This window comes from Salinibacterium sp. G-O1, from assembly GCF_030063305.1.
Lineage (GTDB): Bacteria > Actinomycetota > Actinomycetes > Actinomycetales > Microbacteriaceae > Rhodoglobus.
On the sequence record NZ_JASISV010000001.1, the window covers coordinates 807179 to 824593 of the forward strand.

At 65.8% G+C, this 17415-nt stretch carries 15 protein-coding genes and 1 tRNA gene; 11 read left to right on the top strand and 5 right to left on the bottom strand.

The annotated features are described in order from the left end of the window. Nucleotides 1-88: 88 nt before the first annotated feature. The 3 genes from QMG83_RS03955 to QMG83_RS03965 form a co-directional block, all read right to left on the bottom strand. On the bottom strand, nt 89-2155 hold the full coding sequence (locus QMG83_RS03955) for a nuclease-related domain-containing DEAD/DEAH box helicase (protein WP_283504040.1): 2067 nt from the start codon (nt 2153-2155) through the stop codon (nt 89-91). A gap of 221 nt (nt 2156-2376) precedes the next feature. Continuing rightward, nucleotides 2377-4452: a RecQ family ATP-dependent DNA helicase gene (locus QMG83_RS03960; protein WP_283504041.1), complete on the bottom strand. Its 2076-nt coding sequence runs from the start codon at nt 4450-4452 to the stop codon at nt 2377-2379. Nucleotides 4453-4489: 37 nt separating this feature from the next. Beyond that, on the bottom strand, nt 4490-5050 hold the full coding sequence (locus tag QMG83_RS03965) for a thermonuclease family protein (protein WP_283504042.1): 561 nt from the start codon (nt 5048-5050) through the stop codon (nt 4490-4492). A 63-nt stretch (nt 5051-5113) separates the two neighbouring features. Between QMG83_RS03965 and QMG83_RS03970 the strand changes: the two genes are divergently transcribed. From QMG83_RS03970 to QMG83_RS03980, 3 genes are all read left to right on the top strand, one after another. Continuing rightward, on the top strand, nt 5114-5641 hold the full coding sequence (locus QMG83_RS03970) for a carboxymuconolactone decarboxylase family protein (protein WP_283504043.1): 528 nt from the start codon (nt 5114-5116) through the stop codon (nt 5639-5641). A 95-nt stretch (nt 5642-5736) separates the two neighbouring features. Further along, the gene (locus QMG83_RS03975; protein WP_283504044.1) at nt 5737-7107 is read left to right on the top strand and encodes an HNH endonuclease signature motif containing protein; all 1371 of its coding nucleotides are present in this window, start codon (nt 5737-5739) and stop codon (nt 7105-7107) included. An 88-nt stretch (nt 7108-7195) separates the two neighbouring features. Then, nucleotides 7196-7795, top strand: a complete 600-nt coding sequence (locus QMG83_RS03980; RefSeq protein WP_283504045.1) for a gamma carbonic anhydrase family protein — start codon at nt 7196-7198, stop codon at nt 7793-7795. 5 nt (nt 7796-7800) lie between these two features. Here QMG83_RS03980 and QMG83_RS03985 read toward each other — a convergent pair whose 3' ends face one another. Beyond that, nucleotides 7801-8541: a DUF8692 domain-containing protein gene (locus QMG83_RS03985; protein WP_283504046.1), complete on the bottom strand. Its 741-nt coding sequence runs from the start codon at nt 8539-8541 to the stop codon at nt 7801-7803. A 94-nt stretch (nt 8542-8635) separates the two neighbouring features. On the opposite strand from QMG83_RS03985, the gene QMG83_RS03990 reads away from it, so the two are divergent. The 8 genes from QMG83_RS03990 to QMG83_RS04025 all read left to right on the top strand — a co-directional run bounded on the left by QMG83_RS03990 (nt 8636) and on the right by QMG83_RS04025 (nt 16323). Further along, nucleotides 8636-9328 carry a nucleoside triphosphate pyrophosphohydrolase gene (locus QMG83_RS03990; RefSeq protein WP_283504047.1) on the top strand — a complete coding sequence of 231 codons (693 nt, stop codon included), beginning with the start codon at nt 8636-8638 and terminating at the stop codon, nt 9326-9328. 298 nt (nt 9329-9626) lie between these two features. Continuing rightward, entirely contained in the window at nt 9627-10910 is a 1284-nt protein-coding gene (gene hisS / locus QMG83_RS03995) for a histidine--tRNA ligase (RefSeq protein WP_283504048.1), read from the top strand. Nucleotides 10911-11027: 117 nt separating this feature from the next. After that, complete coding sequence (gene eno / locus QMG83_RS04000; RefSeq protein ID WP_283504049.1) at nt 11028-12308, top strand: phosphopyruvate hydratase; 1281 nt, start codon at nt 11028-11030, stop codon at nt 12306-12308. 113 nt (nt 12309-12421) lie between these two features. After that, a complete protein-coding gene (locus QMG83_RS04005; RefSeq protein ID WP_283504050.1) occupies nt 12422-12934 on the top strand; it encodes an FtsB family cell division protein in 513 nt (170 codons plus the stop codon). After that, nucleotides 12931-13434, top strand: coding sequence for a DUF501 domain-containing protein (locus QMG83_RS04010; RefSeq protein ID WP_283504051.1), 504 nt, complete (start codon nt 12931-12933; stop codon nt 13432-13434). Before QMG83_RS04005 ends, QMG83_RS04010 begins: the two co-directional genes overlap by 4 nt. After that, complete coding sequence (locus QMG83_RS04015; RefSeq protein WP_283504052.1) at nt 13431-14693, top strand: S8 family serine peptidase; 1263 nt, start codon at nt 13431-13433, stop codon at nt 14691-14693. The genes QMG83_RS04010 and QMG83_RS04015 overlap by 4 nt, the downstream gene beginning before the upstream one ends. 51 nt (nt 14694-14744) lie before the next feature. Further along, the gene (locus QMG83_RS04020) at nt 14745-16214 is read left to right on the top strand and encodes an NAD(P)/FAD-dependent oxidoreductase (RefSeq protein WP_283504053.1); all 1470 of its coding nucleotides are present in this window, start codon (nt 14745-14747) and stop codon (nt 16212-16214) included. A gap of 35 nt (nt 16215-16249) precedes the next feature. Beyond that, nucleotides 16250-16323, top strand: a tRNA-Leu gene (locus tag QMG83_RS04025). Between the two features lie 197 nt (nt 16324-16520). Here QMG83_RS04025 and QMG83_RS04030 read toward each other — a convergent pair. Next, nucleotides 16521-17387 carry a fumarylacetoacetate hydrolase family protein gene (locus QMG83_RS04030; RefSeq protein WP_283504054.1) on the bottom strand — a complete coding sequence of 289 codons (867 nt, stop codon included), beginning with the start codon at nt 17385-17387 and terminating at the stop codon, nt 16521-16523. Nucleotides 17388-17415: the final 28 nt, after the last annotated feature.

Sequence of the window (17415 nt, forward strand, 5' to 3'; positions counted from 1 at the left end):
CCTTTTTGCATATGAGGGCAGGGCGAGAAACATGGCCTGTTCTCCGGCCAAGACTATTGGGGGTCACGCGAATAGCCAGTGAACCGCGCTAGGCCACCCCCACCCACAGTCCATCCCGCGCTCGCGTCATCGCGACATACAGTTCTCGCCGATCGAGCTCGCGCTTCTCGAAGTCCGAGGTGTCCACGTTGCCGGTGGCTGCGTCGAGAAGATGTCTTGCTGTGCGCACGACCAGTACCTGCTTGAACTCCAGACCTTTGGCGCGTTTGATGGTACCCACCTTCACCGCGTCGCTGGATCGTCCGGTGTACTCGAGAAGGTCGATTGACCGCACCCCTGCGGCGGCGAGGGCCTTCGACATCTCCTGCGCGACCCAGTTGGTTGCGGCCAGTACTCCGATATCTCCGGGGGATGTGCCCGAGTCGATCAGGTGGCGAACATGCTGCACGACCGAAACGTCGTGGAGTGACCGTGATACGAAGTGGTTAATCGATGGCGTTGCGCCATGACGAACGATTTCACCGTGCTTATCGCCAATGGAGCTGGCGCCCTCAATGTCCAGAAATTCATCACCGGCCACGAGGCTCGCTGCGAACTCCACAATCTCGCAGGTGTTGCGGTAATTCTTCGTCATGATGACGCCGCGACCAGCGATGGAGACGTTCGCCTCCGCCAGCGTGAACCCACCCGGGTAGATAGTTTGTTGCCCGTCGCCGATGAGATTCAGGCCGTCTGGCCGGTCCCCGACAATGGAATGAAGCATCCGGATCATCGCGCATGTTAGATCTTGTGCTTCGTCGATCACGATCGCGCTGTATCCCTCGAGCGGGCGTGCCTTCAGGGATTGTTCAGCGAGAAGTATCACGTCGGCGAAATCGTGGATATCGCGCGAGCGTAGTTCGGCGGTGTAGGCGCAATATAGGTCCCACACCGCGATGCGGTGCGGTGTGGTGAGCCTCTTCCGGCGGCCCACCCTGGCGAGGCCTGCATACTGCTCGAAGTCGGTCAGCCCACGGCCCTTAAGGACGCTGACGATCTCCTCTTTCCAGTAGTCCACGTCCTTATCCAGCCGAGCGAGTTCGCTCTTCAGGCCAACGGATCGCCAGGCGCTCGCAAACGCCAGATCCGCCTTCTTCCCATCGACGTTGACCTTGACGCCCCTGCTCCGCAGTAGTTTCAGTGCGAACCCGTGGATGCCTGAGAACTCGATACGGTCGGCAACCTCCGGGGCCATCCGCTCGGTAAGCGAGTTCAAAACGGCCGGCAGGGTCTTCACGAAAGTCGTGACCAACACCTTGCCCGGTCTGGTGCGAGCGATGAAGGCAGCGCGGTGAAGGCCCACCACCGTTTTCCCGGTGCCGGCTGCTCCCCGAATTCGGGATGGCCCGTTGAATGATCGGCGGGCCAGCCGAGCCTGGTCAGGGTGAAGGAACGCCATCCATTCTTCAATCGGCTTCGCCAGAATTCCCGCGAGGAGCGCATTCTCGATACTTTCGACGGTGATGAGGGCGTCGTCGAGGCTGATCGGGATCACCGGCGCGGAGAGCGTTGTTTCGAACGGCTGCTCGCGGGTGACGTAGAGCGGGAAGTGACTCTCGACTGCAGCCAGTGCAGCGTCGACCTGGGACGAGCTCAGACGACCGCCGCGTTTGAGGAAAAAGCTCGGCGCGGCATCCTCCCCGATCAGATCCACGCCGCCGACGCGGCCCTGGATGCCTCGCTTGTTCATGAAGACGGCGACGGTGCGCACCTCGCCAGCGGGAAGTCCCACCTCGGCGAGAGCGGCCTCGACACCGGGCGCGAGGCTGGCGATGTTGTCAAAGCGGTCCGTGACGTCAGCCTGCCCCTGAAACACTCGATCGGATTGCACCGAGACATCCGTCCATGATTTTGCGTCGACCACGAACACGCCGGAGGGTCCAACCAGCACGAAGTCGACCTGCGCTCGGGTCGAGCCTGGCCACGACCGATCGGTCAGTAGATGAAAACCCTGGTCTTCGAGCGGCGTGAGCATCTCTCCGAGACGCCTCTCCGTGGATGCCGCAGCCATATAGTTGCGGTGCATCTCACGGGCCTTCGACGCCTGAAATTCGTACTGCTCAGCTTCGAGGCGGTAGCGTGCAGCCTCGGTGACAGCAGAATGACCTGCAGACATGTGTTCTCCCCCGAGAGTAGGCAGCCGAAACGCCGCCTTAGCTGCGACGCTACCGCGACGTTTACGTGAGAGATAGTCGCCTCTTCGGGGGTGCTTGGGGCTCGCGTCCGGCGAGCGCGCCCGTTTGGCGCGAGGGCGGCTGTGCGCACGGGCGCGCTCGCGCCCAGGGGGCGCGGTGGACGAGCCGAGGGGGCGCCGAGGGGGCGCGGTGGGCGCCCCGGCTACCGCAGCGCCAGCGTGAACGGCAGCACGCCGCCCGCACCCGCGCGCAGCAGCGTCCGTGATGCGACGGTCAGCGTCCAGCGGCTGTCGGCCAGGTCATCCACCAGGAGTACCGGCCCGGCGGGAAGCGCGAACGGCACCGTGAAGGCGTCGAACACCTGCGCCAGGCGGAACGCGCTGTTGCCGCCCGGCCCACCCTGAGGGGCGGCGGCGTACTCGAGCGAGCCGAGGTAGTCCAAACGGCCGGCGGCGGCAAGGCCGCGGGCGACCGAGTCTATGAGCTGCGGATGGCTGCGCGACGGCATCGCCACGACGCCGACCGGGCGCTCGGCCCAGCCCCAGTCCGCGAGCACGCGCACGCACGCGGCGAGCATCGCGGGGGATGCGGGCGCATCCGGGGCATCGACGGCGAACACCGAGCGCAGCGTGCCGCCCCAGCCGAGGTCGGTGAGACGGGCGAGCGCCCGGCCCTCCAGCATCCGCTCGGCGGGCGGGATGTTGCCGCGGGCGACCGCGGATCCGGTGGGCCACTGCGCGCGCGGGTCGATCGGCACCCCGACACGGTCAAGCGACGACGCGGCCTGCGCCGTGGCATCCACCCCGAGATCTGACGCGAACCACGCGCCCGCGCAGTTGTCGCAGCGCCCGCACGGGGTGGCGGTCTCGTCGTCGAGGGAGCGCTGCAGAAACTCCATGCGGCAACCGGATGCCCCGGCCGGAAGGTTCTCGTAGTCGAGCATGTGCTGCTGCTCGGCCTTGCGTTCCGTGGCGATGTTCTCGTAGCGCTCGCGGTCGTACGTCCACGGGCGGCCGGTGGACACCCATCCGCCCTGCACCTTCTGCACGGCCCCGTCGACGTCGAGCACCTTCAGCAGCAGCTCGAGCGGGGTGCGCTTGATGTTGACGCGCGCCTCCAGCGCCGGGGTGCTGAGTGGCTGGTCGCTGAGCTCGGCGAGCACCGCCTCCGCCCGCTCCTGGCTGGGCATGGATGCCGTGGCGAAGTAGTGCCAGATCGCCTCGTCCTCCGGGCCGGGCAGAAGCAAGACGTCGGCGTTCTCTGTCGCGCGGCCGGCACGGCCCACTTGCTGGTAGTACGCAACCGGAGAGGATGGAGCGCCCAAATGCAGCACAAACCCGAGGTCGGGCTTGTCGAAACCCATGCCCAGCGCGCTGGTGGCGACCAGCGCCTTGACCTCGTTGCGCTTGAGCGCCTGCTCGGCGTCCTGGCGCTCGGCGGTGTCGGTCTGGCCGGTGTACGCGCGCACGTCGTGGCCCGCATCGCGCAGCAGCCGCGCAGTGTCCTCGGCGGCGCTGACGGTGAGCGTGTAGATGATGCCGCTGCCGGGCAGGTCGCCGAGGTAGGTCAGCAGCCACGCCAGGCGCGCGGCGGCGTCCGGCAGCCGCAGCACCCCGAGCCGCAGTGAGCGGCGGGCGAGCGGGCCGCGGATCGTGCGCACGGTGTCGGAGGAGCCCAGCTGCGCCGCGACATCCGCCACCACGCGCGAGTTCGCGGTCGCCGTCGTTGCGAGCACCGGCACTCCGGCGGGTAGCTCCGCGATCAGGTCGCGTAGCCGGCGGTAGTCGGGCCTAAAGTCGTGACCCCAGTCGCTGATGCAGTGCGCCTCATCGACCACGAGCATGCCCGTACGCCCGACGAGTGCTGGTAACTGCGTTTCACGAAACGCGGGATTGTTGAGCCGCTCCGGGCTGACGAGCAGCACATCCACCGAGTCATCCCGAAGCCGTTGCTGAATCTCGGCCCACTCGTGCGGGTTGGTCGAGTTGATCGCCACCGCGCGCACGCCCGCTCGGGATGCCGCGGCGATCTGATCGCGCATGAGCGCCAGCAGCGGCGACACCAGGATCGTCGGCCCCGCCCCGCGCTGGCGCAGCAACAGGGTCGCCACGAAGTAGACCGCGGACTTGCCCCATCCGGTGCGCTGCACCACGAGGGCACGGCTCGCATCGTCGACGAGTGCGCTGATCGCCTCGAACTGCCCCTCGTGAAAGTCGGCGTCGTCGCGCCCGACCAGGGTGCGCAGGATGGCCAGGGCAGCGGTTCGCGTATCGGTCACACCCCAGTGTTGCAGGGGCGTGAGACAGCGGCGTCGCTCAGCAGGCTCCCCACATGCCGGCTCCGGCGTCGATTGCGGCGCGTTCGGTCGCCTCGATCTCGGCCTGGAAGAGCAGGTTGGGGCTGTACATCTCGACCTCGGCGGCGCCCTGCCTGAGCAGTTCGAGATTGATGTTCGTCGCGTCATCCGTGTAGATAAACAGCAACGACCGACCGTATTGGTCCAGCGGCTCAAGGTCGGGGAGAACCCAGACGTGAGTGCCCTCGGGGAGGAGTTGTCGCAGCAGGGCGGTGGATTCGTCGCCGTAGCACTCGAGCCTGTCGCCGATCTCGGGAGTGTTGATGCCGAGCATCCTCACCTTGCGACCGTCGGTGAGGAAAAGGGTGTCGCCGTCGTGCACATACTCCACGGTCGCCTCGGTGGCGCCGCTCGGGATGCCACCCGCCGCCGTCTCGGCGACGGGCGCGGTGCTCGGCTGGGGTGACGTCCCGGGTGTACCGGTCTCGCCAACGCCCGTGAAACGGCCGATCAGCACCGCGACGACAATCGCGACGAGGGTGAGCAGGACGAGAACTCCTGGGTGGAAACGTCGGGGCATGCCACGAGTCTGACAGGTCGAACCGGGCGGGCCGGCCCACAGAAGTGTCGCATGATGGCAGGTATGAGCACGAGTGCGTACCTCAGCCCGCCTCCCCGCATGCCCTTCTATCTGCGCTGGGGTTTGCGCATCGCGCAGCGTCGCACCGGCACAGCGCTGCTGCCGGCCCAACTTCTGGCGTGGTATCCGAAGGCCGCCATCGGCTCGGCCGTTCTCGAATCGCTCGTTGCTCACGACGACGGTCGCCTCACCGATCGCACTCTCAAACTGGTGCGCATGGCGGTGTCGTTCGCGGTGTCGTGCCCGTTCTGTGTGGGGCTGAATTCCGAGGGCTGGGAGAAGCTGATGACGCCGGAGGAGCTCGCGGCGGTTCAGGGGCTCGCACCGCTCGACATCTTTAGCCCGCTGGAACGGATGGCGATCGAGTACGCGCGCCGGGCATCGGAGACGCCGCTCAACTTCACCCCGGAATATGGGGCCGAACTCACGGCGATGTTCTCGCCACGGGAGCTGGTCGTGCTCGCCACGACCTCCGCCCAGGTCAACTACTGGGCGCGGGTGATTCAGGGGCTCGGATGCCCGGCGGAGTGACGCCCTCCTCTCCTCCACAGGGCCCATTTTGAAAAGTTGTCGAGACACGCCGACGCTCCCTTTCGAACGTATGTTCGACGTGGGAAAATTGCTTTATGACCCCCACCGACACCCTCACCGCAGCCTTCATGGCGGCGGTCGACGTGCTCGCGCGGGTGTCGAAGAACGCCGCAGACTATCGAGCGCTCGACGATTCGGCGTTGCTTGAGCTGAACCGTCTGGCCAGCATCCAGCGTCAATTGGTGGATGCCCATGCCGTCGTTCTGGCGGGGGAGATCGCTCACCGCTCAGCGCCCTCCCTCGGGCACAGCGGGCTCGCTCAACGTTCCGGTTACCGCACGCCGGAGGAGCTCATCCGCGTGTCCACCCGCTCGACCGCGCGCGAGGCGTCGACCGCAGTTCGGGTGGGGCGCATGGTGCGAGAGGCCACGGACTCGACCGAGCCCATCGAACCCTGGCTGCTCCCACTCTCGGAAGCGATCACGGCCGGGTTGCTCCCGGTGGCGTCCGCCGACGCGATCCGCTCGGGTCTTGGCACGCCGAAAGGCGAGGTGACGCCATCGATGCTCGCCGACGCCGCCACTCGACTCTGTGGCGAAGCGGCAACTCTCGACCCGGATCGACTCTTCCGTCGAGCTCGCGAACTGCGCGACCAGCTCGATGAACAGGGCATTGCCGACCGGGAGGCCGAACGCCGAGCCCGTCGCAGCCTCAAGGTCCGCACCCACGCCGATGGTTCGGGCGAACTGGTTTGGAGGTTCGATCCGGAGACTGCCGCTATCGTCGTCGACCTCTACGACCGGGCCACCTCGCCGCGCCGTGGTGGACCTCGGTTCGTGGATGAAGAGCAGGCACAGAACATTGCTGACGACGATCGCACCACCGAGCAGCTGGCATCCGACGTGTTCCTTCAACTGCTTCGGCAGGGGGCCGACGCCGACGACAGCCAGTTGCTCGGGTCTGGGGCTCCCTCCATCCGGGTGCTGGTGCACTCCGACGCCACGCATGGGTTCATCGAAGGGCAGGCCGACCCGATCTCCATCGAGTCGGTCGTGCGTCTCGCGTGCGCAGGCACAACGCTCACCATCCGAGTGGATTCCTCTGGCCAACCACTCGAGCTCGGCCGCAAGCAGCGCTTGCACAGTCCAGCGCAGCGGGTCGCGCTCGCCGCACGGGACGGTGGATGCAGATTCCCCGGCTGTGACCGGCCGCCATCCTGGACCGAGGCGCACCACATCCGACACTGGGATCGAGATCACGGCAGCACCTCCGTCAAAGATGGAATGCTGCTCTGCCGACATCACCACCTGCTGGTGCACAACAACGGCTGGGAGATCGAGCGAACAGGTGGCGAATATTGGTTGCTGCCTCCAGCGTCGGCGGGTGATGCCCGCGAGCGAATCCCGATGCCGACGAAGAGCCGCGCCATGCGTGAGCTGACCGAGCGCGGGCAGCGCGGTGCGTGAGCTGGCCGAGCGCGGGCAGCGCCGTGCAAGCCGCGGTGAGCTGAGTGCCGCGCCTGTCGCCCGCGACCCCCGGGTGTACATTGACACCGTGATTGTGGAACACCGCGGAGCCGCACCAAAGATCCACCCGAGCGCAGTGGTGGCGTCCACCGCTGTGATCAGCGGGGACGTGACGATCGGCGCCGAATCCCAGGTGCTTCACGGAGCGGTCATCACCGCAGAGGGCGGCAGCATCACCATCGGCGAGTCGGTCATCGTCATGGAGCAGGCCGTTATCCGCTCCAGCGCAGCAGACCCGGTGCACATCGGTGACCACTGCCTGATCGGGCCGCTCTCATCGATCTCCGGAGCGACCATCAGCGACGAGGTGTTCATCGCGACGGGCGCCCGCATCTTCAACGGAGCCCACATCGGGTCGCACAGCGAGGTGCGCATCAACGCCGTCGTTCACCTGCGCACCGAGCTACCCGAGAACTCGACAGTGCCCATCGGATGGGTCGCCGTCGGTGACCCTGCGCAGATCCTGTCGCCTGACCGGCACGACGAGATCTGGGCGATCCAGAAAGACCTCGACTTCCCCGGCTACGTCTTCGGACTCGACCGCTCCACACCGGACCTGCTCGTCCAGCTCACCGAGCGTTACGGCGCCATGCTTGCCCGCCACAAGGACGACCACATCGTCGAATAGGGCGGCTACTCCACCGTCCTGTCGCCGCGCAGGGTGAGGCCGAGCGTCATCCTGTGCACAGCGACGGCGATGAGAGACATTGCCACCAGCTCCCCGGCGGTCTCCAGCAGGGTAAGGCCGGTGCCCACCTGCGACGGCAACACCGCGCTCAGGGGATGACTGACGGCATCCAGAACCACGGCGAACATCGCCAGCACACCGGTCAGCAGGAACAGCGTGAGCGAATCGCGCCGATCCTGGGCCGACGCGGTGAAATGCGCGATCAGCAGCAAGATGCCGAGCGGCACGATCATGGCGCCCCAGACGGCGAGCTCGCCAACGTCCTGCGCGCGAAGACCGAACCCGCCGCCGAGCCCGAGCCCGACGAAGAGCTCCCCGCCGCGCTCGTGGATCATGAACAGGTCGTCGGAGACCAGCGCGAGCTGGATGAGAATCCAGACCCCCAGCACGAATGATCGTCGCCGAACGGCCAGGAATGTCAGCCCCACGATGGCGCTGACAATCAGGATGTAGCCGAAACTCTCGATGAACGACTGGTCGATGTCACCGTCCCAGGCGGGGTTTGAAAACACCGGGTCGCCGTCCCCGATCCGCCAGTGCAGCACATTGGCGACGATGAACAGGATGTCGATCACGGCCAGCGTCACCATCAGCATTCGCGACTGCATCCCAGGCGATGACAGCGCCGGTCGTGCGGACGTTTCTGCGTTCGGGCTCAGCTCGCGCGTCTCGTCAATCGTTTGCATCGGGTTTCCTCGCGAGGCGCTTACGGGGGAGCGGCGGGTCCACCTCCCCGAGGTGCCTGACTTGAGATCCTAGCGACAGTGCCACACTTGACGCATGACCGAGCCCACGAGCCCGCCGAATCCGAAACTCGACGAACTGGTCGCGGTGCTGCAGCGGTTGCGGGCGCCGGGCGGGTGCGCCTGGGATCGCGATCAGACCCACGAATCCCTCGTGCAGTATCTGATCGAAGAGACGTGGGAGCTCGTCGACGCCATCGAGACTGGTGACAGTGACGAACTCATCGAGGAGCTCGGCGACGTGCTCTATCAGGTGGTCTTCCACTCAGATATCGCGGCGGAGGCCGGCAAATTCACGCTCGAGGATGTGGCCGCCCACATGACGGCGAAGATGATCGGGCGGCATCCGCACGTATTCGGTGACGCGGTGGCCGAGACCGCCGACGATGTGATGGCGGTCTGGGACGACCTGAAGAAGACCGAGAAACCGCATCGCACGAGTGTGCTCGACGGAATTCCGCAGCGGATGCCAGCACTCGCGCTCGCCGACAAGCTGCTGGGTCGCGCTCACAAGGTCGGTCTCATCGATGCCACCGTGCCCGGAGCGGTCAACGTTAAGGACGAAGACGAGCTCGGCCCGCTGCTGCTGGCGATCGTGGCATCCGCCAAGGCCAATGGGCTCGACTCCGAACGGGCACTGAGGTCGGCTCTGCGCGGCCTGCAGGAGGAAATCCGCGAGTTCGAGATCGAGACCGCGTCAGACGCCGGTGTGATCGGCACCTCTGAGTAGTGGGGGATGGTGCCCTCCCCAACCCGAATGGAGAGGGCACCGGGGCGCGTAGTTCAACCCAGGTGTAAGCACCGGGGGAACGGGCGTACCCCAGAACCGGCAGGATTACCCGACCTACCGATTCGTTATCGCGAGAAGCGTTCTGTGTCTTCCCTGTCTTGGAGGCGGGCTTTCGGGAGCCTGACGACGTTTTGCCGCGCACAAATTGTACCCCGTTCTGGGGGTGCGGGGTACTTCGGTGGGGAGATTGCCAGTCTCGGCGACCAGACAGCCGCCGCAAGTGCGACAGAATCGAACAATGGCATCATCGGTGAATCCTCCGCGCGGGATGCGCGACTTCCTGCCAGCAGAAAAGGCGCAGCGCGAGCGCGTGCTGGCGGTGATCCGCAACACCTACCGTTCTCACGGCTTCGATGAGATCGAAACTCCGGTCATGGAAGACAGCGACAGGCTGCACGCCGGCCTCGGGGGAGACAACGAGAAGCTGGCGTTCGCCGTGATGAGGCGCGCCCTCACCACCGACGACCTGAAGGCTGCGGCAGAGTCCATCGAGCTTGCCGATCTGGGTCTGCGTTTCGACCTGACGGTTCCGCTTGCGCGTTTTTATGCGAGCCACCGTGCCGAGTTACCCACGACGTTTCGTTCGATCCAGATCGCACCGGTCTGGCGGGCCGAGCGCCCGCAGAAGGGGCGATACCGCCAGTTCATGCAGTGCGACATCGACATCATCGGCGAGGCGGGGCCGATGGCCGAGGTTGAGCTGATTTCGGCGACCGCGGCGACCCTCGATGCACTCGGGCTGAGTGGATGCAGCATCCGGATCAACGACCGCAGGCTTCTGGCCAGCGCGCTGGAGTTGCTCGGTTTCCCCGCCAAGGAGCACGAGCCGGTGCTGATCACAATCGACAAACTCGACAAGCTCGGCAACGCCGGAGTGATCAGCGAACTGCGCAATCGCGGCTTCCCGTCCGGCCCGGTCGACGCACTCGAAGCGTTCTTCGATCGCCCGACGACGATGGAGGAGCTGCCGTTCGGCGAGGATTCGATCCGTGCACAGCTTCCCGACGGCGTGAACGAGGCAGCCGTCTCCGAGCTCGCAGCGATCGGTCTCGCCGTGGACGAGGCCAGAGGCGACTCAACCCCCATCGTGCAGTTCGACCCGTGGCTGGTGCGCGGCATGGGCTACTACACGGGCGCGATCTTCGAGGTCGCCCACCCCACCCTCGGCTATTCGCTGGGTGGCGGCGGACGCTACGACGGCATGATCGGCAGGTTCCTCGGCACAGACGTGCCCGCCGCCGGGTTCTCGCTCGGGTTCGAACGCCTCGTCGACCTGGTCGAACTCGAGGGCTCAATCGAGGTGGATGCCGCAGCCATCGTCTACGACACCGACCTGTCGCCGGCAGCCCTGCTCACCCTCAAGACGGCCCTCGTCGCGCGTGGGCGCAGGGTCACGCTCGTGCCGCGCCCGAAAAACATGCGTCCGCTGCTGGAGTCTCTCCAGGCGCAGGGTTACCAGCAGTACGCATACGTGTCGGCGTCGTCGATCGACAGCGACCTCGATTTCAAGCCGATCGGCTGAGCTGGCCGAGGGGCGCACGATGGCCCCGACCGGGTGGCCGTCACGTCACCCGAGTAGGATTCCTACCGGACATCCACCACTTTCGTCCATAGTTCCCATCCCTGAAGGAGAATCCCCGTGGCTTTGATCGAGGCAGTTGGCGCTCGCGAAATTCTTGACTCCCGTGGCAACCCGACCATCGAGGTCGAGGTTTTGCTCGAAGACGGAGTCGTGGCTCGTGCCGCCGTTCCATCCGGCGCATCCACCGGTGCATTTGAGGCATACGAGCTGCGCGATGGCGACGCCAAGCGCTACGGCGGAAAAGGCGTTCTGAAGGCAGTCGACTCGGTTCTCGACGTGCTCGGCCCGGCCATCGAGGGCTTCGACGCTGCAGACCAGCGACTGATCGACGCCGAGATGATCGCGCTCGACGGCACCGACAACAAGGGAAAGCTCGGCGCGAACGCGCTGCTCGGTGTTTCTCTCGCCGTCGCGAAGGCCGCGGCAGACTCCGCTGACCTCCCGCTGTTCCGCTACCTCGGCGGACCTAACGCTCACACCCTGCCCGTGCCGATGATGAACATCATCAACGGTGGCGCTCACGCCGACACCGCTCTGGACATCCAGGAGTTCATGGTGCTGCCGATCGGTGCAGACAGCTTCACCCAGGCGCTGCAGTGGGGCACCGAGGTCTACCACGCACTCAAGGCCGAGCTGAAGAAGGCCGGCCAGAACACCGCCCTCGGCGACGAGGGTGGATTCGCCCCCGACCTTCCCGGCGCACGTGCCGCTCTCGACTTCATCGTCAACGCCATCTCCAACGCCGGCTTCACGCCCGGGGTGGACTTCGCTCTCGGCCTGGACGTTGCCGCGACGGAGTTCTATAAGGACGGCGTCTACTCGTTCGAGAAGCAGCAGCTCAGCGGCGAACAGCTCACCGAGTTCTGGGTCGGCCTCGTCAACGACTACCCACTGGCCACCATCGAAGACCCGCTGGACGAAGACGACTGGGCTGGCTACACCCACCTCACCGCCGCGCTCGGCGACAAGGTGCAGCTCGTCGGCGACGACCTGTTCGTGACCAACCCGACCCGCCTCAAGCGTGGCATCGACGAGAAGGCCGCCAACGCGATCCTCGTCAAGGTCAACCAGATCGGTACCCTCACCGAGACGATGGATGCCGTGGCCATGGCCCAGCGCGCCGGCTACAAGGCGATCATCTCGCACCGTTCGGGTGAGACCGAAGACACCACGATCGCCGACCTGGCTGTGGCGACCGACTCCGGCCAGATCAAGACCGGTGCGCCGGCACGTTCGGACCGCGTCGCGAAGTACAACCAGCTGCTGCGCATCGAGGAGGAGCTCGGCGACGCTGCGGTTTACGCCGGTCGCGACGCCTTCCCGAGGTTCGGCAACTAAGCACTCTCATCGAAAGGCGGGCGCAGCGACTTCTGGTCGCTGCGCCCGCCTTTCGTGGCGCAGTGCCACGTTGCGGCACGGCTTTGCCAGTCACATCGTTTAAGCTCTAACCCATGGCCAGGCGCACAACGACTCGAGTGGCGGTCTCGCTTCCCGAAGAGAGCGCGCCCGAGCACTGGCTGCGCACCATCCGGCTATCTGGTTTCACTTTCCTCATGTTGGCGCTGCTGATCCTCGCGGTCATCGTGCTCGCGCCGAATCTTCGCGTGTTCATTGAGCAGCGCCAGCAGATTGCGGCCCTGCAGCAGGATGTCGATAACGCGCAGCAGTCCGTCGACGACCTCAACGAGAATGTCGCCCGCTGGAGCGACCCCGCCTACATCAAGTCGCAGGCCCGCGAGCGACTCTTCTACGTTTTCCCGGGGGAGATCAGCTATCTCGTGATCGGTGACGCCGGCCCCGTGGCCACGACGGACGGAATGCCTATCAGCGACCAGATCCAGACAACAAAGGTTGACTGGGCGGGCACGCTGCTCTCGTCGATCTTCACCGCCGGTTTGACGGATGCCACGCCCGCCGAGCTCGAAGCCCCGGCTTTCGGCGTGCCGGATGAGGTGACCCCGTGAGGCCGCCGTTTGACGCCCCGACGGATGAGGACGTTCGCATCGTCTCCCTCCAACTGGGCAGACCCGCCCGCGACGTAGTGGGCATTTCTGCGCGCTGCGTGTGTGGCGCGCCCACCGTCGTTTCGACCAAGCCACGACTCACCGACGGCACGCCGTTTCCGACGTTCTACTACCTGACGCACCCAGCCGCGACGGCGGCCGTTTCGACTCTCGAGGCCAACGGAGTGATGCCGGAGCTCGCCGGCCTGCTCGACGACGACGAGATCCACGACGCCTACCGCGCGGCACATCAGTCGTACATCGCCGACCGGGAGAGCTTTGCGGTCGTCGAGGAGATCAACGGAATCTCTGCCGGCGGCATGCCCGATCGCGTCAAGTGCCTGCACGCGGTGGTCGGCCACAGCCTCGCGGCGGGCCCCGGCGTGAATCCGATCGGCGACATCGCGCTGGAACGCTCCGGATGGAGCCCGAACGTGTGCCAGTGCGGGGACTACACATGAGCAGGCGCTGGCCAGCTGTCGCGATAATCGCGGCGGTCGCGGCATCCGTTCTCTTCGGCGGTTCGGCTGCCTCGGCTGACGCCGTTCGGAACGACCAGTACTGGCTGGACAGCTATGGGATCCGGGCGGCCTGGGCCACCACGCAGGGGGCTGGCGTGACGATCGCCATCATCGACACGGGCGTGAGCGGCAGCGTCGCAGAGCTGGCTGGCGCGGTTATCGGGGGAGCAGACTTTTCGGGGCTCGGTTCGTCGAACGGCCAGATGCCCGTCGGAACCGACGGCCCCGAGCACGGCACGATGGTCGCATCCCTCGCCGCTGGCCGGGGCACCTCTGCCCTCGACGGCGTGATCGGTTCCGCGCCCGCGGCATCCATCCTGTCTATCTCGATCGGGTTTGGGGAGGGTGCCACCACCTCGGACGACCAGATCGCGGCGGCGGTGCGCTTCGCTGTCGACAACGGCGCAGACGTCATCAACATGTCGCTCACCCGCAACACCCTCGACTGGCCCGAGAGCTGGGACAGCGCGTTCCTCTACGCGATGAACCACGACGTTGTCATCGTGGCGGCGGCAGGCAACCGCGGCAGCGGAACCACGGAGGTTGGCGCGCCGGCGACCATGCCGGGCGTGCTGACGGTCGGCGGTGTCGATATGAACGGCCTGGCCAGTTTCGACGCATCGTCGCAGGGCATCACGATTGCCGTCTCTGCGCCCAGCGAACAGTTGGTCGGGGTGATCCCGGGTGGGCAGCACGTCAAATGGAGCGGCACCAGCGGGGCGACCCCGATTGTCGCGGGAATCGTCGCACTGGTGCGGGCCGCGTATCCCGGTCTCGACGCCAACAACGTCATCAACCGCATCGTGCAGACCGCGAAAGATGCTGGGGTTAGTGGAGCCGACGCGATCTACGGCTACGGGCTGATTGACGCGAAGGCGGCGGTGACTGCGTCGGTTCCCCGCGTGTCTGAGAATCCCATGGGAAGCCTGGCCGAATGGATCACCATTCACCGTCGCGCGCCCAGCGCCGCCGTGCCCACCCCGACGCTGCAGCCGAGCGCGCCGACGACGAGCACCCCCACGCCCGACACTCCCGTTATCGCGGGCCCGCAGAACCCACTCGGCACAATTTTGCCGACGGTTTCGCTGCTTCGAAATGTCGGGATTCCGCTGGCCGTAGTGCTGTTTTTCCTCGGAACATTCGTCGCTGTGATTGTGCTCGGAGCTCAGCGGGTCAGACGCTCGCACGATACGGAGTAGATTAGGGGGCGAACTTTGTCCCAAAACTTTTCCTTCAGGAGCCCACCACTCGTGCCAAAAATTTTGATCGTCGGCGGCGGCTATGCCGGCTTCTACACTGCCCGCAAGCTCGAAAAGTGGCTGCGTCGCGGCGAAGCCGAGGTCACCATGGTTGACCCGCTGCCCTACATGACCTACCAGCCGTTCCTCCCAGAGGTCGCTGCCGGCACCATCGAACCGCGTCACGCGGTCGTGCCTCACCGCCGCCACCTCAAGAAGACGAACGTCATCACCGCCAAGGTGACCAACGTCAACCACGCGACCAAGACCGCCACGATTACGCCCGAGGTGGGCGACGCGTGGGAGTTCGAGTACGACGTGATCATCATCACCGCTGGCTCGGTGTCGCGCACTTTCCCGATCCCCGGGGTTGCTGACGAGGCCATCGGCATGAAGAACATCGAAGAGGCGATGGCGGTTCGCGATCGACTCCTCACCAACTTCGACAAGGCAGCCAACCTGCCAGCCGGCCCGGAGCGCGACCGCCTGTTGACCTTCGTGGTCGTCGGTGGCGGGTTTGCTGGCATCGAGACGTTCGCCGAGCTGCGCAGCCTCGCATCGTCGCTGCTTCCGCTCTACCCGTCGCTGAGCTTCGAAGACACCCACTTCCACCTCATCGAGGCAATGGGCCGCATCATGCCCGAGGTGTCGCTCAAGACGAGCCTTTGGGTCATCAAGGACCTCGCCGAGCGTGGCGCCAAGATCCACCTCGACACTCAGCTGTCGTCTGCCGTCGGCGGACACATCGAGCTGTCGACCGGTGAGAGCTTCGACTCCGACCTGATCGTGTGGACCGCGGGCGTCATGGCGAACCCGGTTCTGCGCAACACCGACCTTCCTGTCGAGGAGCGCGGTCGCTTGCGCGTGCAAGCCGACATGCGCGTCATCAACGATGACGGTGTCGTCGACGGTGCCTGGGGTGCTGGCGACGTCAGCGCCGTCCCCGACCTCACCGGTGGAGGCGTCGCAGGGTTCTGCGTTCCCAACGCGCAGCACGCCGTCCGCCAGGCGAAGCTCCTTGCTAAGAACGTGGTTGCTGTGCTGCGCGATGAGCTGCCGAACGACTACTTCCACAAGAACGCGGGAGCCGTCGCAGGCCTCGGCGTGGGCAACGGTGTCTTCCAGTCCGGAAACATCGCGATCAAGGGCCTTCCCGCCTGGGTCATGCACCGTGGTTACCACGGCCTCGCGATGCCGATGTGGGAGCGCAAGATCCGCGTCTTCGGCAACTGGTTCTTTGGTTTGATCCTCGGTCGCGACCAGATCGAGCTCGGTGCTCGCGCCACGCCGCGTGCCGTGTTTGAGGAATTCGCATCGCGCCCGAAGCCGGCAGTTGCGGCAGCCCCGGTCAAGGCAGCAGTGAAGACCCCGGTCAAGGTCGCGGCAGCTCCCGCCAAGGCAGCGCCTGCCAAGGCAGCGGTGAAGGCCCCGGCCAAGCCGCGCACTGCAGCAGCCAAGAACACGACAGCAGCAGAGAAGTAACGGAGCCGCCGGTGGAAACTACCGGCGCTCCGTGAGCCCCGGTAGCCCAATCGGCAGAGGCAGACGACTTAAAATCGTCCCAGTCAGGGTTCGAGTCCCTGCCGGGGCACGGTGGCAAGCGGGCCGCCCGCGGCCCGCTTGACGCCGTGCGCCGGTGTGGCACCTCGGAGCATCGAGTCTCTGCCGTGCCGGTTCCGACGAATCGCGCATTCCGTGGGCTTGCATCGTCGCGTAACCGCGCGGTTTGGCGGCCGTGCCGGTGGGGCGTCGAGTCCCTGCCGGGGCACCGGCAAACGCGCAGACTAACTAGCGTTCGCTGCGGAACGAGTTCGCGACGACCGGATTGCTGATCGTGCCGATGCGTTCGATCTCGACCTCAACGACGTCGCCGGGTTGCAGCAACCACGGTGGGGTGCGGGAGTAACCGACGCCCGACGGAGTGCCCGTGCAAATGACGTCCCCGGGATTGAGCGTGAAGCTGTGCGATAAAAGGGAAAGAACCTCGCCCAGTTCATAAATCATGTTCTTGGTGTTGCCGTCCTGGACCTGTTCACCATTGACACGAGTCTGCACGCGCAGGCCGTCGCGCAGGTCTCCCACTTCGTCGACAGTCACGAGAGGCCCCAGGGGTCCGCTGTTGTCCCCGTTCTTGCCGAGGATCCACTGCGACGTAAGTTTCTGCGCCCGGCGCGAGGTCACGTCGTTGAACGCCGAATACCCCATGACTGCCGCGCGAGCCGTATCGGCATCCGCATCGATGAGGGGTATGCCAATGTAGGCGGCGATTTCGCCCTCCCAATCGATGCCATCCTCGTTGGAGGGCACCGGGATGGGAGCGCCACTCACCGTGAGAGACGAGGTCCAACGCGCGAAGAGTGTCGGATACTCCGGGAGGCCAGCATCGCTGTAGCTTCCCTCGAGCACGTGGGCGAGGTAGTTGAGCCCGATGCAAATAACTCGCGCTCCCGGCAACACGGGAGGCACCAACTGCAGCTGGTCGAGCGGAACTACGTTTCCGCCCTCGGAGGAGTAGCTGGCAAGCGCGGCGGCCGGCGACCCCCAGAACGTCTCGAGGTCGGTGAGGATTCGTGCAGCGTCCACCCCGTCCTTGGTCGTCAACGCTGCGACGAACGTATCGCTCCCCTGGGAGAGTCGCGCTCCAACAAGCCTCATGCCGCGCCTTTCTGTGCGATCGATGCAG

Bases quoted from the DNA above. Each gene is read 5' to 3' on its own strand.
- QMG83_RS03955 (WP_283504040.1), bottom strand. From the start codon at position 2,155: ATGTCTGCAGGTCATTCTGCTGTCACCGAGGCTGCACGCTACCGCCTC.
- QMG83_RS03965 (WP_283504042.1), bottom strand. From the start codon at position 5,050: ATGCCCCGACGTTTCCACCCAGGAGTTCTCGTCCTGCTCACCCTCGTC.
- QMG83_RS03970 (WP_283504043.1), top strand. From the start codon at position 5,114: ATGAGCACGAGTGCGTACCTCAGCCCGCCTCCCCGCATGCCCTTCTAT.
- QMG83_RS03975 (WP_283504044.1), top strand. From the start codon at position 5,737: ATGACCCCCACCGACACCCTCACCGCAGCCTTCATGGCGGCGGTCGAC.
- QMG83_RS03985 (WP_283504046.1), bottom strand. From the start codon at position 8,541: ATGCAAACGATTGACGAGACGCGCGAGCTGAGCCCGAACGCAGAAACG.
- QMG83_RS03990 (WP_283504047.1), top strand. From the start codon at position 8,636: ATGACCGAGCCCACGAGCCCGCCGAATCCGAAACTCGACGAACTGGTC.
- hisS (WP_283504048.1), top strand. From the start codon at position 9,627: ATGGCATCATCGGTGAATCCTCCGCGCGGGATGCGCGACTTCCTGCCA.
- QMG83_RS04005 (WP_283504050.1), top strand. From the start codon at position 12,422: ATGGCCAGGCGCACAACGACTCGAGTGGCGGTCTCGCTTCCCGAAGAG.
- QMG83_RS04015 (WP_283504052.1), top strand. From the start codon at position 13,431: ATGAGCAGGCGCTGGCCAGCTGTCGCGATAATCGCGGCGGTCGCGGCA.
- QMG83_RS04030 (WP_283504054.1), bottom strand. From the start codon at position 17,387: ATGAGGCTTGTTGGAGCGCGACTCTCCCAGGGGAGCGATACGTTCGTC.